Here is a 21,761-nt window from a genome sequence, read left to right on the forward strand (position 1 = left end):
CGGGGGAGCAGCCGCACAGGGGACGGCTGCTCCCCCGGAGACCGGCCCGCCTCCTTCGCCCGCGCTACCCCGGGACCGCCTCGCCATGACGACCGCCGACCGCCCCGCCGCACTCGACGCCCACCTGCTGGTCGAGCGCGCCGCCTTCCGGCTCGACCTCACGCTCACCGCCGCGCCCGGCGAGGTGATCGCCCTGCTCGGCCCGAACGGCGCCGGCAAGTCCACCGCCCTGCGGGCGCTGGCCGGCCTGCTCCCGCTGACCGGCGGGCACCTGCGACTGGACGGCCGAACGCTGGAGGACCCGGCCGAGCGTCTGCACACCGCCGCCGAGGAGCGCCCGGTCGGCGTGGTCTTCCAGGACTATCTGCTGTTCCCGCACCTCAGCGCCCTCGACAACGTCGCCTTCGGCCCGCGCTGCCAGGGCCGCTCCAAGAAGGAGGCCCGGGCCGAGGCCGCCGGCTGGCTGGAGCGGATGGGCCTGGCCGACCACACCGCCGTGAAGCCCGGCAGCCTCTCCGGCGGCCAGGCCCAGCGTGTCGCCCTGGCCCGCGCCCTCGCCGTCCGCCCGCGCCTGCTGCTGCTGGACGAGCCGCTGGCCGCCCTGGACGCCCGCACCCGGCTCGACGTACGCTCCCAGCTGCGGCGCCATCTGGCCGAGTTCGAGGCGGTCGCGGTACTGGTGACGCACGATCCGCTGGACGCGATGGTGCTGGCCGACCGCCTGGTGGTGATCGAGGACGGCCGACAGGTGCAGACCGGCACCCCGGGCGAGATCTCCCGCCGCCCCCGGACCGACTACATCGCCCGGCTGGTCGGCCTCAACCTCTACCAGGGCGCCGCCGACGGCCATCTCGTCAGCCTGGCACAGGGCCCCGTGGTCACCACCGCCGAGGCGCTCACCGGCCCCGCCTTCGTCGCCTTCCCGCCGTCCGCCGTCACCCTGCACCGCAGTCGGCCCGAGTCCAGCGCCCGCAACGTCTGGCGGCTGGAGGTCGCCGGCCTGGACCTGCACGGCGACCAGGTCCGCGCCGACCTCACCGGCGAACTTCCGCTGGCCGCCGACCTCACCCCGGCCGCCGCCGCCGAACTCGACCTCGCCCCCGGCACCGTCGTCTGGGCCTCCGTCAAGGCGGCGCAGACCCACACCTACCCGGCCTGAGAGGTCGGCGGCGGCCCGGGCGGAGGTCCGGACCGGGCCCGAGGGGCGGCCCGGCGTCCGGCCGGAGGCGAGGCTCAGCGAGCCACCAGGCTGATCCGCAGTTCCCGTCCCACCCAGCGCGGCCGCGTCCCCGACCGGTCGAGCAGGTGCACCGTCAGTGTCCACTCCCCCGCCCGGTCGAGCCGCCGTTCCAGGTACTCGGCCGCCCCGGCGCCGATCAGGCACCCCTCGGCGTACGCCCGCTGCTGCGGCCCCATCTCCACTCCCCGCAGCGCCCTCACCAACGCGGCGGCCGCTTCGGCCGGGCCCGGAAAACGAACCCGGCCCATCACCGCCTCGGCCTCGGCCACCACCGGCCACCCGCCGCTCACGCCCCACCCCCGGCCGGCGGCACCACGGTGCACCAGACGATCTTGCCGGCCCCGCCAGCCCGGGGGCAGCACCCCCACCCTGCGGCCAGCGAGCGGACCAGCAGCAGCCCGCGCCCCGACTCCGCGTCCGGCCCTGCCGTGCGAGGCAGCGGCCGGACTCCGCTCGGGTCGTGGACCTCGATCCGCAGCGCCCCGTCCCGCAGCTGCACCCGCACCATGAGCAGCCGTCCCGGCACCGGGGCGTGCTCCACCGCGTTCGTCACCAGTTCGGAGATCAGCAGGAGCCCGGTGTCGACGTACGGCCCGCTCCCCGGCACCCCGGCCAGCAGACCGCTCAGCAACCGCCGGGCCCGGCCGGGGGCCTGCGGGCCGGACGAGAACCATCGTGTCTCCTCGGCGGTCGTGGAAACCCTCACGAGCATCTCCGGCACGGTCGACTCTCCCTCGGTGAAGACGTGGAACGGAAAGCGCCGGATTCGGCGTCCGCCCTTCAAGAGTCGTCCGACGGAGCTACGCTGACCAGGGGAAACGGTCCAACGCCTCACCAGGTCGGACAGATGGAGAGCCGAACAATGCCTCCGGCACGTGAACTTGATCCTTCGTCATCGGTACTCGCCTTTTTCGGATCGGAACTGCGCAGATTCCGATCGAGCGCGGGCATCACCCAGGAGCGACTGGGCGAGATCGTGAACTACACCGGCGCACTGGTCGGGCTGATCGAGACCGCCCGGCGCATCCCGTCACAGGATTTCGCCGAACGGTGCGACGCCGCACTCGGTACCGACGGTGCGCTCTCCCGGCTGTGGCCCCTGGTGAACCGGGGGGCCTTCCCATCGTGGTTCCGAGGTTTCGTGGACCTCGAAGCAGCCGCCACCGACATCAGGTCCTTCCAGGTCCAGGTGGTTCCCGGTCTGCTCCAGACCGAGGACTACGCACGCGCGGTCATCACGGCCGGGCGCCTGAAGGACGTCGAGGAGAAGGTGACGGCCCGACTGGAGCGGCAGCGGATTCTCGCCGGACCCGACGCACCGATGCTGTGGGTCATTCTCGAAGAGAACGTCCTCAGACGGCCCATCGGCGGACCGGCCGTGCTCCGCGACCAACTCGCCCGCCTGTTGGACGTCATGGGCGCCCCGCACGTGGTCGTCCAGATCCTTCCGGACAGCTCGGGCGCGCACGCCAGCCTGGACGGCCCGATGGCGCTGCTCTCGTTCGCCGAAGGTCCCGATGTGGCCTATGTCGAAGGGCACGCGACCGGTCAGCTGATCACCGAGTCGCACGAGGTCAACCGCTGTAATCTGATCTTCGATCTGCTAAGGGCCGACGCCCTGTCACCAGGAGCCTCGGCAGCACTGATCGCCACCGTCATGGAAGGATCGAGCACATGAACATCACCCTTGACCTCTCCGCCGCGCGCTGGCGTAAGTCCACCCGGAGCGGCAGCCAGGGCGGCGACTGCGTCGAGGTCGCCGACGGCGTCCCCGGTGTGATCCCCGTCCGGGACTCCAAGAACCCCGCCGGGCCGGCCCTCCTCTTCCCCGCCGACACCTGGCAGACCTTCGTCACGGGTGTCCGCACCGGTGCTCTGACCTCGGCCTGACCCGGCCCGGCCGGGCGAGGGGTTCTCCTCGCCCGGCCGGACCGGAGCGGACTACCGAACGTCGAAACGAGCGCGGGCGCCCAGCGCCTCGGCGACCAGGTCCGCGCGCACCGGGTCCGTCAGGTCGAGCCGCTCGGCCAGCCCGAGGGCCTCCTCGATCAGCACCAGCGCCTCGGGCCGGGCCAGGCCCTTGGCGCGTTCCAGCAGTGCCCTGGAGAGCAGCGGCAGGTACACCGCCGGATTGACCGGGACGAGCAGCCGGTACGCCTGGAGCGCCTTCGTCCGGTCGAGTTCGCCGGAGCCGAGCAGGAACACCCTCGCCCGCAGCACCGCGTCGTGATTCACAAAGCCCCCTTGTCCCTCCACCTCTGCTCCCGTCTGCCGGTCGGCAGGGCAGCACGACGACCGCGCCGGAGCCCTCACCAGGAGGGCCGGCACGTCGAACGAGGTGGATGGGTCGAGTGTGCGGCCTGCTCGGGCACCCGGACAAGATCGAAATACCGTGCCCTGCGTCCTACCGGCGGCGCCTCGTACCGGGGCATGATGGGGTCGACACCCTGCCGACGGGCGCCGTGGGGCAGCGAGGACGAGCGGTCAGCCCTCGTCCGGCGCGACGAAGCCCGACTCGTACGCGGCGATCACCGCCTGGGTGCGGTCGCGCGCGCCGAGTTTCGCCAACACGCTGCTGACGTGGGTCTTGACGGTCTGCAGGCCGAGGAAGAGCTGCCCGGCGATCTCACCGTTGGAGAGCCCCCGGGCGACCAGCCGCAGCACCTCGGCCTCCCGTTCGGTCAGGCCCGCGCGGTTCATCGCCTCGCGGGCCGGGCGGTTGCCGTGGCCTGCGGCCAGGCGGCGGATCGCGGCGGGGAAGAGCAGCGACTCCCCCGCCGCCACCAGCCGTACCGCGTGGGCGATCTCGGCCGGGCGGGAGCGCTTGAGCAGGAACCCGTCGGCGCCCGCCCGCAGGGCCCGGTAGACGTAGTCGTCGTTCTCGAAGGTGGTCACGACGAGGATCTTGGGCGGCTGCTCGCAGCCCTCGATCAGCAGCCGGGTGGCGGTCAGGCCGTCCACCTCGGGCATCCGGACGTCCATCAGCACCACGTCGGGCCGCAGCGTCCGGGCCAGGCCGAGGACCTGGGAGCCGTCGGCGGCCTCGCCGACGACCCGGAGATCGCCCTGGGCCTCCAGGACGGCGCGCAGGCCGGCCCGGACGAGCTCCTCGTCGTCGACCAGCAGGATCTTGATCATCACGCTCCCAACCGTAGCGGCAGCCGTACCGCGAGCACCCACTCGCCGTCCTGGCGACCGGCGGTGGCCTCGCCGCCGAGCAGCGCGGCGCGCTCCCGGATGCCGCGCAGGCCCTTGCCGCCACCGCCGCGCCGACTCCCCTCCCCGGTCAGCGCGTTGACGCAGCGCAGCTCCAACTGCCCCTGCCGGGCGACGATCCGGACGGCCACCGGCTCGCCGGGCGCGTGCCTGAGCACGTTGGTGACGGCCTCCTGGACGATCCGGTACGACTCGCGGGAGAGCACCCCGGGCAACTGCTCCTCCGGCAGCTCGATCCAGACCTCGACCGGGCTCCCGGCCGCCCGCGCGGTGTCGAACAGACCCGGCAGCCGGTCGATGCCGGGCTGTTCGGTGGTCGGCCCGCCGGGGCTCTCGCGGAGCAGGACGAGGGTGCGTTCCAGGTCGTCCATCGCCCGGCGGCCGGTCTCCTCGATCACCTCCAGGGCCGTGGCGGTGAAGGCCGGGTCGTCCACCGCCCGGGCGGCGCCGGCCTGCAGCACGGTCACCGTCAGGGCGTGGCCGATGGAGTCGTGGAGTTCGCGGGCCAGCCGGTTGCGCTCCAGCAGGCGCTCCGCGCGGAGCTCCGCCTCGGCCAGCCGCTCGGCGGGTGAGGGCCCGAGCAGCCGGACGGCCATGGCGAGTTGGAGCCGCCCGGCCCAGACGGCCAGCCAGCCGAGGCCGAACATCAGCACGGGGGCGAGCAGCGGGTACAGCCCGACGGCGCCGGCCGGCAGCTGGTGGCCGTACAGGGCGGGCGGTCGGTCCCGGCCGGGGGCGGTGAGCAGCAGGACGGCCACGGTGAGAACCTGCGCCGTGGCCAGGCCGACGGCCAGGCCGAGGGCCACCCGGCCGATCAACCAGAGCGCCGTGCGGCGCCGGTCGGCCCAACTGCGGGAGGGCTCGGCGGCGATGTCCTCCTCACGGACCGGCATCAGCAGCAGCCGGGCCTGGACGCCCTCCGCCCGCCGCATCGCCGGGACCAGCGCGGCCAGCGTGAGCAGCACACCGTCCACGGCGGTGCCCAGCACGACGGCCCGCAGGACGCCGACGCCCTCGGTGCCCGGGTAGACCAGCAGGACCACTCCGGCGAAGACCATGCCGATCAGCAGGTGCAACCACCTCGCGTAGGTGGCCGCGGCGAACAACGGGCTGAGGATCCTGGGCACGGTGCCATCGTGCCAGCCCGGTGCCGCGCGCCGGCTCCCTCCGAGGAGGGAGGCAGGTCCACTCCTCGGCGGGATCCGCCGGACCGCCCGCTCCGGTCGAATGGGTCACGTCGGCAACGGATCAGGGAGGCGACCATGATCGAGGTTCAGGGTCTCAGCAGGGCGTACGGGGAGAAGCTCGCCGTGGACGACCTCGGCTTCGAGGTGCGACCGGGGGTGGTGACGGGGTTCCTCGGGCCGAACGGCGCGGGCAAGACCACCACCCTGCGGATGGTCCTCGGGCTGGACCGGCCGACGGCCGGCCGGGCCCTGGTCCACGGCCGCCCGTACGCCGAACTGGCCGACCCGCTTCGCCAGGTCGGCGCGCTGCTGGACGCGCACGCCGTGCACGGCGGCCGGACCGCCCGGGGGCACCTGCGCTGGCTGGCCCGGAGCAACGGCCTGCCGGACGCCCGGGTGGAGGAGGTGCTCGCCCGGGTGGGGCTGACCGAGGCGGCCCGCAAGCGGGTCAGGGGCTTCTCGCTCGGCATGCGCCAGCGTCTCGGGGTGGCGGCCGCGCTGCTCGGCGACCCACCGGTCCTGCTGCTGGACGAGCCGGTGAACGGCCTCGACCCGGAAGGCATCCGCTGGATCCGGACGCTGCTCCGCGCGCTGGCCGCCGAGGGCCGGGCGGTGCTGGTCTCCTCGCACCTGATGACGGAGATGGCGCTGACGGCGGACCACCTGGTGGTGATCGGGCGGGGCCGGCTGCTGGCCGACACGAGCACCGAGGACTTCCTGGCCCGGCACGGGCGCGCCAGGGTCCGGGTCCGCGCGGTGGATCCGGTGAGGCTGGCGGCCCTGCTGCTGGGCTCCGGGGCGGCCGAGGGCCTGGTGGCCGAACCGGCCGACGGCGGCGCCTGGGAGGTCACCGGCGCGGAGCCGGAGCGGATCGCGGCGCTGGCGGCGAGCGCGGGCGTGGTGCTGTACGAGATCGCCGTTCAGCAGGACTCGTTGGAGGAGGCCTTCATGCGGATGACCGCCGACAGCGTCGAGTACCGGGCGGTGGCGGCATGACCACCACGGCCGTACTCCGCTCCGAGTGGACCAAGATCACCACACTGCGCTCGCTGTGGCTGACGCCCCTGGCCTCGCTGCTGCTGACGGTCGGCGCCACCTTCGCCGTGAACGCCGCCCTCGGCAAGGTCGACCGCAGCCTCACGGTGGATCCGAGTGTCGGCATCCACTACGGCCTGAACTTCGGCCAGGCCCTGCTCGTCTGCTTCGCCGTACTGCTGCTGGGCCAGGAGTTCAACAGCCGGACGATCGACACCTCGCTGCTGGCGGTGCCCCGCCGGGGGCTGCTCTACGGCGGCAAGCTCGCCGTCGGCACCGCGGTCGGGCTGGTGGTCGGCATGGCCGGCACGGCGGGGGCCTTCGGCTCGTACGCGGGCCTGGGGTTCGGCGACTGGCAGGGCCCGGCGGCGGCCCGCAGCATGGCGGCCGGCTGCCTGTACCCGGCGCTGCTGGTGGTCCTCTGCTTCGGCGTCACCGGCATGCTGCGCAACCTCACGGCGGCGATGGGCCTCCTGGTCCCGACCGTCTTCCTGCTCTCCCCGCTGCTCTCCGGGGTGCCCGGCGTGCGCAGGGCGGTGCAGTTCCTGCCGGACCGGGCCGGTCAGTACGCGCTGCGCTACCACGACGACCCGCAGGTGGCCTACGGGCACTGGACGGGCCTGCTGATCATGGCCGGGTGGGCGGCCGCGGCCGCGTACGGCGGCTGGCGGTCGCTGCACCGCCGCGCCGGCTGAGCGGCCGGGCCGGGAGGCGGTCGGGGCGAAGGCCGGAGCGCGGTCGGGGCGGACGGGAGGGGGCTCGGCTCAGCGCAGCGCCGGGTGGTCCGCGACGACCGTGCAGCTGCCGGGGGCGATCTCGGTGAAGCCCGCGTCCTGGACGAGCGGGAGGCCACCGGCCGTCAGTTCGGCCCAGGCCGCGGGTGTGGCCGTGCGGACGGCCAGCTCGAAGCCGCTCCCGGCCCACTCCTTGCGCTGCGCGTCGTCCAGGCGCCACCAGGCGAGCTGGGCCGCGTGACCGGTCTGCGCCATGGTCTTGCCGGCGCTCATCTCCAGCTCGGGGTTGAGCCACAGCACGGGCACCCCGGGCGCGGGGAGGGCCGGCTCCCCGGTCTCCTCCAGCTCCGTGCCGGAGACCTGGAGCTTGGCGAGCTCCTTGGGCCAGCCGTCCAGCGGGACGGGGACGAAGACCCGTACCTCGGCGGTGGCCCCGGTCACCGTGATGCCGGGCAGTTCGCCCGCCCTGCGCCACTCACCGCCGCGGGCCCGACGGACCACCTTGCGGATCCGCGCGTCCTCCCAGGCGCCGACGCGCTCGGCCCACTCGCCGTCCGGCTCGGTCACCCGGGGGTCGGCGAGCAGGGTCAGCACCGCACGGGCGGAGGTCTCCAGCGCGTCGGTGCGGCCCGGCGGGTCGGTCCGCTCCAGGCGGACGAGGAGCGGCAGCACGTACTGCGGGTTGGCGTCGCGGTCGGCGGGCGCGCCGGCGGGGCTGGGGGCGTCGAACGGAGTGGTCACCCGTCCAAGGATGCCAGCCGCCGGACACCGGCCGGACACCGGCCGGAGGACGCCCGAGGGCACCCGGGGGACGCCCCGGGGGACGTCAGCGCCGGTAGCCCCGCTGGGAGTCCCGCTCCTCGGCGTCCTCGTACGGGAGGAACCAGCCCTCGGGATGGGTGGCGGCGAGCAGGTCCTCGGTCCGGCCGGCCACGTCCGAGTCGGGGTCGCCGTCCTCGGGGCCGTAGACGCCGAAGAGCTCGTCCTGGCAGCCGTCCCAGTCGTAGTCGTAGAGGTCGGCGGGCAGGTCACCCATCATGTCGGCGACGGACTCGGGCTGGGCGCCGAGCAGGTTCCGCGCGTCCGCGAGCGCCATCCGCAGCGCGATGTCCTCGGCGGGACAGCGCGGCAGCGGCCACTCACCGAGTGCCAGGTCGTCGGCGAGGTCGTCGAAGGCACGGGCCATCGAGCGGCGCCAGCCCCGGTGCATCCGCCAGGTCCGGACCGGGAGCCGGCCGTAGACGGCCCACTCGTGGTCCTCGCTCTCGACGACCGGCTCGCTCTCGTGCTCCTCCAGGTCGTCGTAGGCGGCGTCGGCCAGGCCGAGCAGCTGGGCGTGCAGGAGGCACGCGGTGCGCGGGGTCAGCGTCCAGTCGCCGACGCCGCCGCTGCCCTCGTCGTCGCCGTCGAGCGGGAACAGCTCCGCGAAGTCGGGGGCGAAGTCCTCGGTGACGCTGATCTCCAGGGTGCCGCCGATGGCGTCGACCCCGGGCATCGCGGCGACCAGCCGGTCGGGATGGAGCAGCACGCCGAGTGCGGCGTTCGGATCCTCGGAGACCTCACGCAGCAGGTCACGGCGCTGCCCGGCCGGATCCACGCCCTCGAAGTCCAGATCCTCGACGGCGGCCCGGGCTGCCGCGCGCAGCGCCGGCCAGTCGGTGATACGCAGGCCCAGCACCACCGTCGCCTCGATCTCCTGCGCGCCGGAGTCCTCCGTGGCGCCCTGCCCCTGCGGATGATCGCTTCGCTCGCCCATGCGCCCTACGGTACGGCCTTTCCGGCGTCCGATCACCGGTCTGGCCCACCTTCGCGGCCCCGCCTTCCGTCACCGGGCGGGCCGCGCCCGCAGGATGGGCCCATGAGCAACCTTGACGAGTACGGCGGCGGGCAGGGACCGAACACCCAGGTCCTCGTGGTGACCACGAACGACGTTCCGGGCTTCCGGATCGACCACGTCATCGGCGAGGTCTTCGGTCTGACGGTGCGCAGCAGGCACGTCGGCAGCCAGATCGGTGCCTCGCTGAAGTCCCTGGTGGGCGGTGAGTTGAAGGGGATGACGAAGACGCTGGTGCAGAGCCGCAACGAGGCGATGGAACGGCTGATCGCGCAGACCCAGGCCCGGGGCGGCAACGCGGTGCTGATGATGCGCTTCGACGTCTCGGAGGCGGGGGCGGACGTCGGCACCGAGGTGTGCGCGTATGGCACGGCCGCGGTGATCTCCCCGCTGGTCTGACCCGGTCGCGGCAGCGGGCGCGCGGCCGGCCCTCGGCGGCCGGGGGCGGCCGGGGGCGGGCACGGCCGCGGGGCCGGGGACGGTCCGGCCCCGGCGGGAACAGCGTCCATCCACCCGATGTTTCACCAGCGTGACTGTTTACGAAGCAACCGATCCGGACGCGCGGACCGTGGACGTCGCGGTGATCGGCGCGGGCCAGGCGGGCCTGTCCGCCGCCTACCACCTGCGCCGACGCGGCTTCGCCCCGGCTCCGGCCGGCGCGGACGCGGGCGGCTTCGTGGTGCTGGACGCCGACGACGCGCCCGGCGGGGCCTGGGCGCACCGCTCGCCGTCCCTGCGGATGGCCACCGTGCACGGCTTCCACGACCTGCCGGATTTCGAACTCCCGCCACCGGATCCGGCCGCCCCGGCGCGCGAGGTGGTGCCGGGGTACTTCGCGGCGTACGAGGCCCGGCACGCGCTGCCCGTCGTGCGCCCGGTGCGCGTACGCTCGGTGCGCGCACAACCGGGGGGACGGCTGCTGCTGGACACGGACGCCGGCCCCTGGTCGGCGCGGGCCCTGATCAACGCGACCGGGACGTGGACGAGGCCGTTCCTGCCGCACTACCCGGGCCGCTTCGGCGGGCGGCAGCTGCACTACGCCGAGTACCGGGGGCCGGAGGAGTTCGCCGGGCGGACGGTGCTGGTCGTCGGCGGGGGCGCCTCGGCGGTCCAGGTGCTGTCCGAGGTCGCGGCGGTGGCGCGCACGGTCTGGGTGACCCGCACCCCGCCGGTCCACCGGACCGGGCCGTTCAGTCCGGAGGCCGGGCGGGCGGCGGTGGCCATGGTGGAGGAACGGGTCCGGCTCGGGCTGCCGGTCCGCAGCGTGGTCAGCGTGACCGGGCTCGGCCCGTCCGTCGCGTACCGACGGGCCGAGGAGCTGGGCGCGCTGCGCCGCCGGCCGATGTTCGACCGGCTGACCGAGCGGGGCGTCGCCTGGGGCGAGGAGGAACTGGCCGTCGACGCGATCGTCTGGGCCACCGGGTTCCGCCCCGAGGTCGGCCACCTGGCACCGCTGGGCCTGCGCGGCCCGGGCGGCGGGATCCGGATGGAGGGCACGCAGGCCGCCGCCGACCCGCGCGTGCACCTGGTCGGGTACGGCCCCTCCGCCAGCACCGTCGGCGCCAACCGGGCCGGCCGGGCGGCGGTCAACGGAATCGTCCGACTGCTCGGCGCCCCGGCCCACCGGACCGCCGCCGCCACGGTTCAGCGGTCGTAGTCGACCGTCACGCGCGCGGTCACCGGCCTGGCCTGGCAGGTCAGCACGTACCCCGCCGCCAGCTCCTTCTCCTCCAGGGCGAAGTTGCGCCGCATCACCACCTCGCCCTCCGTCACCAGGGCCCGGCAGGTGCCGCAGACTCCGCCCTTGCAGGCGAACGGCAGGTCGGGCCGGGAGCGCTGGGCGCCGTCCAGGACGGAACGGTCGCGCGGTAGTGAGAGGGTGCTGCCGCGCCCGTCCAGCACCACGGTGACCTCGCTCAGCTCACCGCTCACCGGTGCCTCGGGGCGGTCGGCGACCGGCTCGTCGTCGGCGTGGAACAGCTCCTGGTGCACCTTCTCCCCCGGCACTCCCAGCCCGGCCAGCAGCTCCCTGACGCCGGCCACCATGCCGTACGGCCCGCAGAGCCACCAGTGGTCCACCTTCGGGACCTCGACCAGCGCGCGCAGCAGTGCCGCCACCCGCCCGGCGTCCAGTCGGCCCGAGAGCAGCTCGGCGTCGCGGGTCTCCCGCGAGAGCACGTGCAGCAACTGGAACCGGCCGAGATGGCGGTCCTTGAGGTCGGCCAGCTCGTCGGCGAACATCACCGTGTCACTGCGGCGGTTCCCGTACAGCAGGGTGACCCGGGACGTCCGGTCGGCGGCCAGCACGGAGGCGGCGATCGACAGCATCGGCGTGATGCCCGAGCCGGCGGCCACCAGAACGTGCTCGCCGGGGATGTCCGTCTCGGGGCTGAACAGCCCACTCGGCGCCAGCACCTCGACCTCCTCGCCGGGCCGCGCCTCGCGGACCAGCCACCGCGAGAACAGCCCGCCGGGCACCTCCCGCACGGCGATCCGCAGCGGGCCGCCGGCCGGTGCGCAGATCGAGTAGGAGCGGCGCTCGTCGGCCCCGTCCACCGTCCGGCGCAGGGTCAGCGTCTGGCCGGGGCGGAAGGCGAAGGTGTCGGCGAGGGCGTCGGGCACCTCGAAGGTGACCGCGACGGCGTCCTCGCAGAGCGGCTCCAGCAGCGAGATCCGCAGCGGGTGGAAGGCCGGTCGACGGACGGTCATTCAGATCTCCTTGATCCGTTCGAAGGGCTCGCGACAGCCACGGCACCGCCAGAGCGCCTTGCAGGCGGTGGACCCGAAACGGGACAGCTCCTCGGTGTCCGTGCCGCCGCACCGGGGGCAGGCCACGGCGGTGCGGCGGGTCGGGCCGAGCAGGAGCGGCACCGCGTGCGCGGGCCCCGGCGGGGCGATACCGGCCTCGGCCAGCTTGCGGCGTCCGGCCTCGGTGATCCGGTCGGTGGACCACGGCGGGTCCAGCCGCAGCCGCACCCGGACCTCCGGGTATCCGGCCGCCCGCAACCGGGCGTCGACCGTGGCGGCCATCTCGGCGATCGCCGGGCAGCCGGAGTAGGTCGGGGTGAGCCAGGCGGTGACGCACCCGTCCTCGGCGTCCACCCCGGCCAGCACGCCCAGCTCGGCGAGGTTGAGCATCGGCAGTTCGGGGTCGGGTACGGCCGCCGCGACCTCCCACGCGCCGGTCGCCGTCACCACGTCGCCCCCGGGTGCGCCCGTGCGACCACCTGAAGCTCCGCGAGCAGCGGTCCGAGCGCCTCGGTGTGCACCCCGTCGCGCCCGGCCCGCCCGCCGACGGCCGCCAGCGGACGCCGTTCGGGCACGGTCAGACCCGCCTCGGCCAGCACCGCGGCCAGCGTGCGCAGCACCGGCCCGCGCAGGGCGGAGGGGTCGGCGCCGACCCGCAGCTCCACGGCGTGCGGGGTGAACAGCTCGTCCAGCAGCGGCCAGAGCGCCTCCAGTGCGGCCTGCATCCGCTGCGCCGAGTACGGCGTGCCGTCGCCGAGCCGCAGGGTCCAGGCGGTGGCGTACTCCTGGTGGTAGGCCAGCTCCTTCGCCCCGCGCGCGGCGACCGACGCGAGCACCGGGTCGGGGTGCGCGGCCAGCGCCTCGTACAGGCCCCGGCGGGCGGTGGCGAAGAGCAGCAGCCTGGCCACCGAGTGCGCGAAGTCGCCGTTCGGCACCTCGACCAGCCGGACGTTGCGGAACTCGTGCTCCTCGCGCAGGTACGCCAGGTCGTCCTCCGTGCGGCCGGTGCCGTCCGCCCGGCCGGCCCTGGTGAGCAGCAGCCGGGCCTGGCCGAGGAGGTCGAGGCCGAGGTTGGCGAGCGCCACCTCCTCCTCCAGCTCGGGCGCCCGGGTGCACCACTGCGTCAGCCGCTGGGCGAGGATCAGCGCGTCGTCGCCCAGCATCAGGCAGTAGGCGCCGAGGTCGGCGCCGTCCAGGCCGGACGGCACGGCGTCGTCCACACCGAGCAGCGGGTCGGCGAAGCCCGTCCCGTACGCCCAGCGGGCCTCGCCGTCGGGCTCCGGGCCCGCCTCGGTGAGGGTCAGGTACACGTGGTCGTCGTCCTGCATCGGTGCGCTCCCGTCAGATGTGCGGGACATCCTCGGGGATGTCGTAGAAGGTCGGGTGGCGGTAGACCTTGTCGCCGCTGGGGGCGAAGAAGGGATCCCGCTCGTCCGGGGTGGAGGCGGTGATCGCGTCCGAGCGGACCACCCAGAGGCTGACGCCCTCGTTGCGGCGGGTGTATAGGTCACGCGCGGCGAGCAGCGCCATCCGGTCGTCGGCTGCGTGCAGCGACCCGACGTGGACGTGGTTCAACCCCCGCCGGGGGCGGACGAACACCTCGTACAGCGGCCAGCCGGCCTGGACACCGTTCACCGGATCTCCTCCGTCTCGTCCGTCTCGTCCGTCTCGTCCCGGGCGCCCGGCGCCGCCTCGGCGGCGCGCTTGGCCGCGTAGGCCAGAGCCGCCTCGCGCACCCAGGCGCCGTCCTCGTGGGCCTGCCGGCGATGCTCCACGCGCCGGGTGTTGCAGGGGCCGTCGCCCTCGATCACCCGCTTGAGCTCCGACCAGTCCGGCTCGCCGAAATCCCAACCGCCGCGCTCCTCGTTCCAGCTCAGCGCCGGGTCGGGGAGGGTGACGCCGAGGTGCTCGGCCTGCGGTACGGACATGTCGACAAAGCGCTGTCGCAGCTCGTCGTTGGTGTGCCGCTTGATCCGCCAGGCCATCGACCGGGCGGTGTTCGGGGAGTCGCCGTCCGGCGGCCCGAACATCATCAGCGAGGGCCACCACCAGCGGTCCACCGCGTCCTGGACCATCCGCCGCTGGCCCTCGGTGCCGCGCATCATCGTCATCAGCAGCTCGTAACCCTGCCGCTGGTGGAAGGACTCCTCCTTGCAGATCCGCACCATCGCGCGGGCGTAGGGCCCGTACGAGCAACGGCACAGGGGCACCTGGTTGCAGATCGCGGCGCCGTCCACCAGCCAGCCGATCACCCCGACGTCGGCGAAGGTCAGCGTGGGGTAGTTGAAGATCGACGAGTACTTCTGACGGCCGGAGACCAGCTTCTCGGTCAGCTCGGCGCGATCCACACCGAGCGTCTCGGCTGCCGCGTAGAGGTAGAGCCCGTGACCGGCCTCGTCCTGCGCCTTGGCCAGCAGGATGGCCTTGCGGCGCAGCGACGGCGCTCTGGTCAGCCAGTTGCCCTCGGGCTGCATGCCGATGATCTCGGAGTGCGCGTGCTGGGCGATCTGGCGGATCAGGGTGGCCCGGTAGGCGTCGGGCATCCAGTCGCGGGGCTCGATGCGCTGCTCCGCGGCGATCACCGCGTCGAACCGGTCCGCCAGCGCGGGGTCGGCCTGTGCCGGATCGGCCACTTCTGCTGTCACCACGACTCCTCTCACAACCGACTGACCGTTCGGTCGGTTCCATTGTGCGCGGTCGGGCCCCGCCCTGACAAGGTTCGGCGCGCTGCGGCCGGACGGCGGACCTCGGGGGAGGCGCGCAGGGGCCGGCGCGGGCCCTCCGTGGGCCGGCCCGTCGCCCGGGGGCGAACCGGCCCATGGAGGGGCCGGCGGCCCGGCGGGGAGACCGGTGGCTCGGCGGGGGGCCGGCAGCCCGGCGGGGCGCCCGAACGGGCCGGGGGCGGTCCCGCCGTCCGGAGGCGGGAACCTCCGGACAGCGGGACCGCCCCCGGGTACGACGGGTCGGGCGGGTGTGGCGGGTCGGGCGGGTACGACGGGTGCAGCGGGTCGGGCGGACTGGGCGGGTCGGGCGGGTACGGCGGGGCAGGCGCGGGTGCAGCGGGTGCTACGCCTTGGGCCGGTCCCGCAGACGGGGCAGCGGGACCGCGAGCAGCGTCGCCAGCAGTGCGATCCGGGGGGCCAGCTGGTCGACCCGGATGTGCTCGTGCCGGGCGTGCGGCCCGGCGCCGACCGCGCCCAGACCGTCCAATGTCGGCAGTCCGCGGGCACCCGCCAGGTTGGTGTCGCCCGCACCGCCGGCCGGTGCCCCGTCCAGCTGCTGTCCGAGCGCGGCCGCCAGCGAACGGACGTGCCGCAGCAACGGGTTGCCCGTACGCTCGGGCCAGGCGGGACGACTGGACAGGACCTCCGTCCGCACCCGGGCGCCCGGACGCAGGGCGGTCAGGTGCGCGAGGTGGTCGAGGGTACGGCGCTGAGCCTCGGGGGTCGCGAAGCGCAGCCCGAGCTCCGCCTCGGCGCAACCGGCGATTACGTTGGCCCGCGTCCCGCCGCTGATCCGCCCGGTGTTGAGCTCGGTGCCGGGCTGGCAGGCCAGGCTCCGGACGGCGACCAGTTGGTCGACCAGCTCGTCCACCGCCGAGGTCCCGGCCGCCGCGTCGAGCCCGGCGTGCGCCTCACGGCCGGTGACCGACAACCGGACCCGGGTGCTACCCCGCCGGGCCGTCTTCAGCCGACCGTCCGGATGCGGCGGCTCCAGCCCCAGGACGGCTGCCGCGCCGGGGAGTTGACGCTCGACCAGGCGCCGTCCGTCCGGACTGCCGATCTCCTCGTCGGCCACCACCACCAGCCGCACCGGACGGTGTGGGCGCTGGCCCAGGTCCGCGAGCAGGGCGAAGGCGCCCTCCAGGAGCGCCAGCCCGGCCTTCATGTCGAGCACGCCGGGGCCGCTGAGCAGGCCGTCCTGCTCGGTGACCGGCCAGTCGGCGAGCGTACCGACCGGCCACACGGTGTCGTGGTGCCCGACCACCAGGAGGTGCGGCAGACTCTCGTCCTCCCCCTCCCAGGTCAGGACGAGGTGGTCACCGGCCGGGCCGGGCTCCCGGCGCACCGTGGCACCGGTGGCGCGGAACCCCGCCGCCAGCTCTTCCGCCAACTCGTCGAGGCGGGGCGCGTCGCCACTGGGCGATTCCATCCGGGCGAGGTCGGCGCAGCGCCGCCGGACCGCGCCGGCCAGGGTGCGGGCCCGGGCACTGAGCGCCCGCGGCAGCCCGGGGAGCGCGGCGGTGGCGACCAGCGGGCCCTCCCCATCCGCCGCCGCAGGGCCGGGGGTGGAGGTGGGGGTGGGGGCAGGGGTGGGGGCGGGGGTGACGGCCGTGATGGTGGACACCGCAACCGGGAGGGGAGGCGCGGCCGGAGCAGCGGACGCGCTCTGCCCGGCGGCCATTCGTCCGGCGGTGATCGGCCCGGCGGCGATCGGCCCGGCGGTGATGCCCGGAGCGCCGGCCGCCGTCGGAGCCCCGGCGGACACCGCGACCCCCGGGGTGGCGGGTATCGGGGGGACGGTGCGCGCCGTGGTGACGTCGAGCGCCGCCGGCGTGCCGGCAGCGGTCCGGGCGCTCAACGGACGCCTCCCCGACCGCTGCCGATACTCGACGGTCGCGCCGCTGCGGCACGGTCGTCGAGTATCGGCAGCGGTCGGTGCGGGGCGGCGCCGGCGGCGAAGCCGGCGGGCCGCAGGCGCGCGGCCGGTCGGGGCGCTCCGGTCGGCCGGGATGGCCCGGGTGCGGCGGAACGGCTGGGCGGCATGCCTGGCAACATTGCGTCCTCCTCGCTCGATCCGGTGACCCCGGTCCGATCCGGTGCCCCCGTGGACGGCGGCTTCGGTGCGACGGCGCAGTGGCGGCACCGCCGCGGGGGAAGCCGAGAAGTGAGCCTAGAAGAACCGTTCGGCTTCCTGCGAGGTGGCCCTGCTCCCAGCACGCCGGCCCCGGGCCCAGCCTCGGTCGCCCGCCGGGCGGTCGGCAGGGGGCGCACGGCGCGTGGGCCTGGATCGACGCGCGAGCGCGGTCGCCGGATCGCGCCCATCTCCACCATGGACCGCTCGCCCGGGATCGGCAGCGCGGACGGCCCCGGCACGCCCGATCCACGCCGGATGGGTGACAGCGGATCAGTGACCGGTACCGGATCGGGTCCCGGACGGGCGGGTTGTGGCGCGGGAGTTGTGCGCGCGCCGCCACACGGCGCGGACGGCGCGCAGAGGGCGCACACAGGCGCTGGACGAGTGGCGCGGCGGGGACGGTGCTTCGGCCGGAATGGGTGCATCAGCAGGGACGGATGCGTCGGCAGGGACGGGTGCGCCAGAAGGGACCGGGCATGGCGGGAGTGGAGCGGGGTGGGGTGCGGCATGAGTGGGGTGCGGCATGAGCGAGGTGAGCGGGAACCACGGGGGAAAGGTGGCGGGAGGCGGCGGACGGAGGCGAGCCTCCGGGACGGGCGGCGGTCGCGGCTCGATGATGTCCGGGGGCCCGCTGGGAGGAGGGAGGGGCCGCCGGAGCCGGCCGCGCCGTCCGACCGGTCGTGGCCCCTGCTCGGCCGTGGCCCCCGCTCGACATCGACACGCAGCGATCCTGACGCATGTTGACTGACAGATATTGAAATCTGTCATCGCAAGTGCCATAGTTGTTATCGGTCACCCGTCAGTCATCACCCACCAGGGAGCCCGCAATGACCCCGTCCCCCGCCGGCCCCGCGCACCGGGACATCCCCGGCCGCCGTCTCGGCAGCACCGGCCCCACCGTCTCGGCCATCGGCCTCGGCTGCATGGGCATGTCCGACCTCTACGGCCCCGCCGACGAGGCGGAGAGCATCGCCACCATCCACGCCGCCCTGGACGCCGGGGTCACCCTGCTCGACACCGGCGACTTCTACGGCATGGGCCACAACGAGCTGCTCATCCACGAGGCGCTGCGCGGGCGCGACCGCGACGCCGTCCGGATCAGCGTGAAGTTCGGCGCCCAGCGCGGCCCGGACGGCAGCTGGCTCGGCTACGACGCGAGCCCCGCCGCGACCAAGACCGCACTCGCGTACACGCTGCGCCGCCTGCGCACGGACCACGTCGACGTCTACCGCCCGGCCCGCCTCGACCCGAAGGTGCCGATCGAGGAGACCGTCGGCGCGATCGCCGATCTGGTGAAGGCGGGCCACGTACGCCACATCGGGCTCTCCGAGGTCGGCCCCGACACCCTGCGCCGCGCCGCCGCCGTGCACCCGATCAGCGACCTGCAGATCGAGTACTCCCTGCTCTCCCGCTCGATCGAGGACGCGATCCTGCCGACCGCCCGTGAACTGGGCATCGGCGTGACCGCCTACGGCGTGCTCTCGCGCGGCCTGCTCAGCGGTCACTGGAACCCGGAGCGCGACACCTCGGGCACGGACTTCCGCGCCTTCAGCCCGCGCTTCCAGGGCGACAACCTGACCCACAACCTGGCCCTGGTGGAGGCCCTGCGGACGATCGCACAGGACAAGGGCGTCAGCGTCGCACAGGTCGCCATCGCCTGGGTCGCCTCGCGCGGCGAGGACATCGTGCCGCTGGTCGGTGCCCGCCGCCGGGACCGCCTCACCGAGGCCCTCGGCGCCCTGGAGGTGCGGCTCTCCGCAGACGACCTGGCCGCCGTCGAGGCCGCCGTGCCGGCCGGGTCCGCCGCCGGGGACCGGTACGCTGCCGCTCAGATGGCCCACCTCGACAGCGAGCACTGACCGGCTCCGGGGGCATCCCCCGGAGCGGGCGGGCCCCGGCACCACCAGCGCCACCACAGGCCCCACCGGCAGCCCGCCCGGCCCGCCGTCACCCGTAAGGACGTACCTCCCCGTGACCTCGGACAACGCACTCACCCCCGAGCAGATCCTGAGCGCGGCGGAGGACGTCCTGCGGCGGTACGGTCCGGCGAAGGCCACCGTCGTGGACATCGCCCGGGCCCTCGGCGTCAGCCACGGCAGCGTGTACCGGCACTTCCCGAGCAAGGCCGCGCTGCGCGAGTCGGTGACCCAGCGCTGGCTGGACCAGGAGCACGACCGGCTCGCCGCCGTCGCCCTGGAGCGCGGCTCCGCCGTGGAGCGGCTGCACCGCTGGCTGGGAACGCTGTTCGCGGCCAAGCGGAAGAAGGCACTGGACGACCCGGAGCTGTTCGCCACCTACATGACCCTGGTCGGCGAGGCCAGCCACACCGTGGCCGACCACATCGAGACACTCACCGGACAGATCGCCGAGATCCTCCAGGACGGCATCCACCAGGGTGCGTTCACCCCGACCCACGTACCGACGGCGGCCCGCGCCGTGTTCCACGCCACCGCGCACTTCCACGACCCCGGGTACGCCGGCGAGTGGGCGGGCCCGCGGGCCGAGGCCGACTTCGAGGCGCTCTGGGCCCTCCTCCTCAACGGCCTGCGCGCCCACTGAAGAGGCCGGCCGTCAGCTGCGGGAGTTGCCGAAGAAGATCCGGTAGAGGATCAGCAGCACCAACGCGCCGCCGATCGCCGAGCCCCAGGTGGCCAGGTCGAAGAAGTGGGCGGAGATCGGCCGGTCGAACACCTTCGAGCTGATCCAGCCGCCGACGAACGAGCCGGCCACGCCGATCAGCGTGGTCACGATCAGGCCGCCCGGGTCACGGCCCGGCAGCAGGAACTTCGCGACGGCTCCGGCGATGAGCCCCAGGACTATCCACGCGACGATGCCCATGATTGTGTCTCCGCCCTCCGCTGCGCGGCCCGGTCCCGGCCGCCCCTGCCCGACAGGACGCACGGGGGCGCCCTCCGGTTGCGGGCGCGATCCCGGGGCGGACGGATCGGGCCACCGTCGCGGCGAAGGAACCGGCCTGACAACGGATCACCGTCCGGGCCGCCGAACCCCTAGGCTGTGCGCGGAACGATCAACGGATGATCAGCAGGCGGAGGTCCTGGTGGAGCAGAACAGCAGTCGGACGCCGGAGGCCGCGCCCTCCGCGGATCTGCGACCCGAAGTGCCACACCCCGCACGGATGTACGACTACTACCTGGGCGGCAAGGACAACTTCCCGGCCGACCGCGAGGCCGCCGAGCGGGCACTCGCCGCCAACCCGGAGTTCCGCTCCACCGCCCGGGCCAACCGGAGCTTCCTGCAGCGCGCGATACGGCACGTCGCCGAGCAGGGCATCGACCAGTTCCTGGACATCGGCACCGGCATACCGACGGCCGGCAACACCCACGAGATCGCCCAGCAGGTCAATCCGCAGGCCCGGGTGGTGTACGTCGACAACGACCCGATCGTGCTGACCCACGCCCGCGCCCTGATGGCCGGCATGGGCCGGGGCCGCACCGACGTCCTGCAGGCCGACCTGCGCGATCCGGCCGGGATCCTCGCCGCCGCCCAGGTGAAGGATCTCATCGACTTCGACCGCCCGGTCGCCCTGGTCCTCGCCGCGGTGCTGCACTTCCTCCCCGAGGAGGAGAAGCCGTACGCGATCGTCGAGGAGCTGCTCGCCGCCCTGGCCCCCGGCAGCCACCTGGTGCTCTCGCACGGGACGGCCGACTTCCTCCCCGCCGCGGTCAGGGAGCGCGTCACCGGGGTCTACACCCGGGCGACGGCCCCGCTGGTGGGGCGCTCGCGCACCGAGGTCGCGGGGTTCCTCACCGGCCTGGAGCTGCTGGAACCGGGTGTGGTCACCGTGCCGCTCTGGCGACCGGAGGACGAGCCGGCCGAGGGCGCGGACCGGGTCAGCATGTACGGCGCGGTGGCCCGCAAGACCTGATCGGACGCCGCTCGCCGCACCGGCGGAGATCACGCCCGCCGCGCCGTCACGTCGGGCCGTCGGAGTGTCGGGGTGGAGGATGTCGGAGTGTCCCGCGACCCGGCTCCCGGTGGCCCGGCTCCCAGTGGGGGCGTCCCGGCTCCCGGTGGGGGCGTCCCGGCAGCGGGCCGCCCCCACTCCTCGGCCGGGTCAGGCGGTCTCGGCGTCCAGCTTCACCAGCATCGTGGTCATGGCCGCCTGCACGAGGGCCGCCAGCTCGGTGGTCGAGCTCCCCTGCGCTCCGTCGAGCGAGGCCGTCAGGACGTTCGTGCCCTTGCGGGCCGTCAGCTGGTAGAACGGGAGCAGGCCGCCGCCGTCGTTCGCGTACCGGGTCCGGCCCTCCACCGCGAAGACCTCGTCGGCGAGTTGCAGCGCGGGGGCCTCCACCACCCGGTCGTCGCTGTCCGTGGTGGTCCCGTCGGCGTTGGTCCAGGACGGGCAGCGCGCGAAGTCGGCCCTGGAGTCCGCGAAGTCCTTCTTCGCGTCGGCCTGCGCGCCGAACACCGAGATCCCGCTCGACCCGAGGTGGTCGACGGTCTGCCGGTCGGGGGAGGGCGCGCTGACGTAACGGGACAGTTGGGCCACCAGTGAGGCCGGTGCCCTGCCGATCTGCTCCTTGCACGACGCGTCGGTCACGGAGTAGTCGGAGGCCGCGTCCTCGTAGGGGTCGCCCTTCTCGAAACCGGTGCCCCAGTCCTCCGCCGGAAGCGCGACCGCCGCAGCGAGCTTCCTGCCGTCCACCGCGCTCACCGGCCCCGTGGCGGTGGCGGAGCGGGCGGCGGCGGAGCGGTCGGCGCCGCCGCCGACGGCGTCCTTGTCGCAGGCGGTCAGGAACAGCGCGGGCAGCAGCCCGCAGAGCACGGCCAGAGCGGCGCTTCGCATACGTGTATGAGTCACGGGCGACCACTCAACCACTGCCGGACGGGCGGCCGGGCCGGATCCGGCCAAGAGTGACGCAGATCAAGGCCCGGGGAGCGGACGCCCG

General features: G+C 74.5%; 25 protein-coding genes. 10 read left to right on the top strand and 15 right to left on the bottom strand.

The features are described 5' to 3' along the window. Positions 1-85: 85 nt before the first annotated feature. Positions 86-1,159, top strand: coding sequence for an ABC transporter ATP-binding protein (locus OG823_RS07180; protein WP_371478463.1), 1,074 nt, complete (start codon positions 86-88; stop codon positions 1,157-1,159). Positions 1,160-1,233: 74 nt separating this feature from the next. Here the strand turns inward: OG823_RS07180 and OG823_RS07185 are convergent, their stop codons facing one another. Then, complete coding sequence (locus OG823_RS07185) at positions 1,234-1,530, bottom strand: hypothetical protein (RefSeq protein WP_371478464.1); 297 nt, start codon at positions 1,528-1,530, stop codon at positions 1,234-1,236. Beyond that, complete coding sequence (locus OG823_RS07190) at positions 1,527-1,952, bottom strand: ATP-binding protein (RefSeq protein WP_371484339.1); 426 nt, start codon at positions 1,950-1,952, stop codon at positions 1,527-1,529. Before OG823_RS07190 ends, OG823_RS07185 begins: the two co-directional genes overlap by 4 nt. 33 nt (positions 1,953-1,985) lie before the next feature. Here OG823_RS07190 and OG823_RS07195 point away from each other — a divergent pair, with 33 nt between their 5' ends. Both OG823_RS07195 and OG823_RS07200 read left to right on the top strand, forming a co-directional pair. Further along, positions 1,986-2,918 (top strand): helix-turn-helix domain-containing protein, encoded by a 933-nt coding sequence (locus OG823_RS07195; protein WP_371478465.1) that lies wholly within the window; start codon positions 1,986-1,988, stop codon positions 2,916-2,918. After that, a complete protein-coding gene (locus tag OG823_RS07200; protein WP_371478467.1) occupies positions 2,915-3,130 on the top strand; it encodes a DUF397 domain-containing protein in 216 nt (71 codons plus the stop codon). The genes OG823_RS07195 and OG823_RS07200 overlap by 4 nt, the downstream gene beginning before the upstream one ends. A 51-nt stretch (positions 3,131-3,181) precedes the next feature. Here OG823_RS07200 and OG823_RS07205 read toward each other — a convergent pair whose 3' ends face one another. The 3 genes from OG823_RS07205 to OG823_RS07215 form a co-directional block, all read right to left on the bottom strand. Further along, positions 3,182-3,475, bottom strand: a complete 294-nt coding sequence (locus OG823_RS07205) for a hypothetical protein (protein ID WP_371478469.1) — start codon at positions 3,473-3,475, stop codon at positions 3,182-3,184. A 249-nt stretch (positions 3,476-3,724) separates the two neighbouring features. After that, positions 3,725-4,378 carry a response regulator gene (locus OG823_RS07210; protein WP_371484341.1) on the bottom strand — a complete coding sequence of 218 codons (654 nt, stop codon included), beginning with the start codon at positions 4,376-4,378 and terminating at the stop codon, positions 3,725-3,727. Beyond that, on the bottom strand, positions 4,378-5,583 hold the full coding sequence (locus tag OG823_RS07215; protein ID WP_371478470.1) for a histidine kinase: 1,206 nt from the start codon (positions 5,581-5,583) through the stop codon (positions 4,378-4,380). The genes OG823_RS07210 and OG823_RS07215 overlap by 1 nt, the downstream gene beginning before the upstream one ends. A gap of 135 nt (positions 5,584-5,718) precedes the next feature. Between OG823_RS07215 and OG823_RS07220 the strand changes: the two genes are divergently transcribed. Beyond that, positions 5,719-6,639, top strand: coding sequence for an ABC transporter ATP-binding protein (locus OG823_RS07220; RefSeq protein WP_371478472.1), 921 nt, complete (start codon positions 5,719-5,721; stop codon positions 6,637-6,639). Then, positions 6,636-7,373 carry an ABC transporter permease gene (locus tag OG823_RS07225; RefSeq protein ID WP_371478473.1) on the top strand — a complete coding sequence of 246 codons (738 nt, stop codon included), beginning with the start codon at positions 6,636-6,638 and terminating at the stop codon, positions 7,371-7,373. Before OG823_RS07220 ends, OG823_RS07225 begins: the two co-directional genes overlap by 4 nt. Before the next feature lie 69 nt (positions 7,374-7,442). Here OG823_RS07225 and OG823_RS07230 read toward each other — a convergent pair whose 3' ends face one another. Beyond that, a complete protein-coding gene (locus OG823_RS07230) occupies positions 7,443-8,153 on the bottom strand; it encodes an aminoacyl-tRNA hydrolase (protein ID WP_371478474.1) in 711 nt (236 codons plus the stop codon). An 85-nt stretch (positions 8,154-8,238) separates the two neighbouring features. Continuing rightward, positions 8,239-9,168, bottom strand: a complete 930-nt coding sequence (locus tag OG823_RS07235; RefSeq protein ID WP_371478477.1) for a hypothetical protein — start codon at positions 9,166-9,168, stop codon at positions 8,239-8,241. A 102-nt stretch (positions 9,169-9,270) separates the two neighbouring features. Between OG823_RS07235 and OG823_RS07240 the strand changes: the two genes are divergently transcribed. Beyond that, the gene (locus tag OG823_RS07240; RefSeq protein WP_371478478.1) at positions 9,271-9,645 is read left to right on the top strand and encodes a YbjQ family protein; all 375 of its coding nucleotides are present in this window, start codon (positions 9,271-9,273) and stop codon (positions 9,643-9,645) included. Positions 9,646-9,775: 130 nt separating this feature from the next. Beyond that, positions 9,776-10,903, top strand: a complete 1,128-nt coding sequence (locus OG823_RS07245; protein ID WP_371478480.1) for an NAD(P)-binding domain-containing protein — start codon at positions 9,776-9,778, stop codon at positions 10,901-10,903. Here the strand turns inward: OG823_RS07245 and paaE are convergent. The 6 genes from paaE to OG823_RS07275 all read right to left on the bottom strand — a co-directional run bounded on the left by paaE (position 10,891) and on the right by OG823_RS07275 (position 16,575). After that, complete coding sequence (gene paaE / locus OG823_RS07250; protein WP_371478482.1) at positions 10,891-11,955, bottom strand: 1,2-phenylacetyl-CoA epoxidase subunit PaaE; 1,065 nt, start codon at positions 11,953-11,955, stop codon at positions 10,891-10,893. The genes OG823_RS07245 and paaE overlap by 13 nt on opposite strands. Further along, the gene (paaD, locus tag OG823_RS07255) at positions 11,956-12,441 is read right to left on the bottom strand and encodes a 1,2-phenylacetyl-CoA epoxidase subunit PaaD (RefSeq protein ID WP_371484343.1); all 486 of its coding nucleotides are present in this window, start codon (positions 12,439-12,441) and stop codon (positions 11,956-11,958) included. After that, a complete protein-coding gene (paaC, locus tag OG823_RS07260) occupies positions 12,438-13,322 on the bottom strand; it encodes a 1,2-phenylacetyl-CoA epoxidase subunit PaaC (protein ID WP_371478484.1) in 885 nt (294 codons plus the stop codon). Before paaC ends, paaD begins: the two co-directional genes overlap by 4 nt. A gap of 13 nt (positions 13,323-13,335) precedes the next feature. Continuing rightward, a complete protein-coding gene (paaB, locus tag OG823_RS07265) occupies positions 13,336-13,629 on the bottom strand; it encodes a 1,2-phenylacetyl-CoA epoxidase subunit PaaB (RefSeq protein ID WP_371478486.1) in 294 nt (97 codons plus the stop codon). Then, the gene (gene paaA, locus OG823_RS07270) at positions 13,626-14,639 is read right to left on the bottom strand and encodes a 1,2-phenylacetyl-CoA epoxidase subunit PaaA (protein ID WP_371478488.1); all 1,014 of its coding nucleotides are present in this window, start codon (positions 14,637-14,639) and stop codon (positions 13,626-13,628) included. The genes paaB and paaA overlap by 4 nt, the downstream gene beginning before the upstream one ends. A gap of 421 nt (positions 14,640-15,060) precedes the next feature. After that, positions 15,061-16,575: a M20 family metallopeptidase gene (locus OG823_RS07275; RefSeq protein WP_371478489.1), complete on the bottom strand. Its 1,515-nt coding sequence runs from the start codon at positions 16,573-16,575 to the stop codon at positions 15,061-15,063. A gap of 1,103 nt (positions 16,576-17,678) precedes the next feature. Here OG823_RS07275 and OG823_RS07280 point away from each other — a divergent pair. Both OG823_RS07280 and OG823_RS07285 read left to right on the top strand, forming a co-directional pair. Further along, on the top strand, positions 17,679-18,710 hold the full coding sequence (locus OG823_RS07280) for an aldo/keto reductase (RefSeq protein ID WP_371478490.1): 1,032 nt from the start codon (positions 17,679-17,681) through the stop codon (positions 18,708-18,710). 112 nt (positions 18,711-18,822) lie between these two features. Continuing rightward, on the top strand, positions 18,823-19,410 hold the full coding sequence (locus tag OG823_RS07285; protein WP_371478491.1) for a TetR family transcriptional regulator: 588 nt from the start codon (positions 18,823-18,825) through the stop codon (positions 19,408-19,410). Between the two features lie 12 nt (positions 19,411-19,422). Here the strand turns inward: OG823_RS07285 and OG823_RS07290 are convergent, their stop codons facing one another. Beyond that, positions 19,423-19,689 (bottom strand): GlsB/YeaQ/YmgE family stress response membrane protein, encoded by a 267-nt coding sequence (locus OG823_RS07290; RefSeq protein ID WP_371478493.1) that lies wholly within the window; start codon positions 19,687-19,689, stop codon positions 19,423-19,425. Between the two features lie 220 nt (positions 19,690-19,909). On the opposite strand from OG823_RS07290, the gene OG823_RS07295 reads away from it, so the two are divergent. Further along, positions 19,910-20,737: an SAM-dependent methyltransferase gene (locus OG823_RS07295; protein ID WP_371478494.1), complete on the top strand. Its 828-nt coding sequence runs from the start codon at positions 19,910-19,912 to the stop codon at positions 20,735-20,737. Positions 20,738-20,926: 189 nt separating this feature from the next. On the opposite strand, the gene OG823_RS07300 is transcribed toward OG823_RS07295, so the two are convergent. Continuing rightward, positions 20,927-21,658, bottom strand: a complete 732-nt coding sequence (locus OG823_RS07300) for a hypothetical protein (RefSeq protein WP_371478495.1) — start codon at positions 21,656-21,658, stop codon at positions 20,927-20,929. Positions 21,659-21,761 lie beyond the last annotated feature (103 nt).

The organism is Kitasatospora sp. NBC_00315 (assembly GCF_041435095.1).
Classification (GTDB): domain Bacteria; phylum Actinomycetota; class Actinomycetes; order Streptomycetales; family Streptomycetaceae; genus Kitasatospora.

Excerpts from the sequence above, each read along its gene's own strand:
- OG823_RS07220 (WP_371478472.1), top strand. The coding sequence starts at position 5,719 with ATGATCGAGGTTCAGGGTCTCAGCAGGGCGTACGGGGAGAAGCTCGCC.
- OG823_RS07240 (WP_371478478.1), top strand. The coding sequence starts at position 9,271 with ATGAGCAACCTTGACGAGTACGGCGGCGGGCAGGGACCGAACACCCAG.
- OG823_RS07235 (WP_371478477.1), bottom strand. The coding sequence starts at position 9,168 with ATGGGCGAGCGAAGCGATCATCCGCAGGGGCAGGGCGCCACGGAGGAC.
- OG823_RS07210 (WP_371484341.1), bottom strand. The coding sequence starts at position 4,378 with ATGATCAAGATCCTGCTGGTCGACGACGAGGAGCTCGTCCGGGCCGGC.
- paaE (WP_371478482.1), bottom strand. The coding sequence starts at position 11,955 with ATGACCGTCCGTCGACCGGCCTTCCACCCGCTGCGGATCTCGCTGCTG.
- paaC (WP_371478484.1), bottom strand. The coding sequence starts at position 13,322 with ATGCAGGACGACGACCACGTGTACCTGACCCTCACCGAGGCGGGCCCG.
- OG823_RS07225 (WP_371478473.1), top strand. The coding sequence starts at position 6,636 with ATGACCACCACGGCCGTACTCCGCTCCGAGTGGACCAAGATCACCACA.
- OG823_RS07280 (WP_371478490.1), top strand. The coding sequence starts at position 17,679 with ATGACCCCGTCCCCCGCCGGCCCCGCGCACCGGGACATCCCCGGCCGC.
- OG823_RS07190 (WP_371484339.1), bottom strand. The coding sequence starts at position 1,952 with ATGCTCGTGAGGGTTTCCACGACCGCCGAGGAGACACGATGGTTCTCG.
- OG823_RS07200 (WP_371478467.1), top strand. The coding sequence starts at position 2,915 with ATGAACATCACCCTTGACCTCTCCGCCGCGCGCTGGCGTAAGTCCACC.
- OG823_RS07290 (WP_371478493.1), bottom strand. The coding sequence starts at position 19,689 with ATGGGCATCGTCGCGTGGATAGTCCTGGGGCTCATCGCCGGAGCCGTC.
- OG823_RS07300 (WP_371478495.1), bottom strand. The coding sequence starts at position 21,658 with ATGCGAAGCGCCGCTCTGGCCGTGCTCTGCGGGCTGCTGCCCGCGCTG.
- OG823_RS07180 (WP_371478463.1), top strand. The coding sequence starts at position 86 with ATGACGACCGCCGACCGCCCCGCCGCACTCGACGCCCACCTGCTGGTC.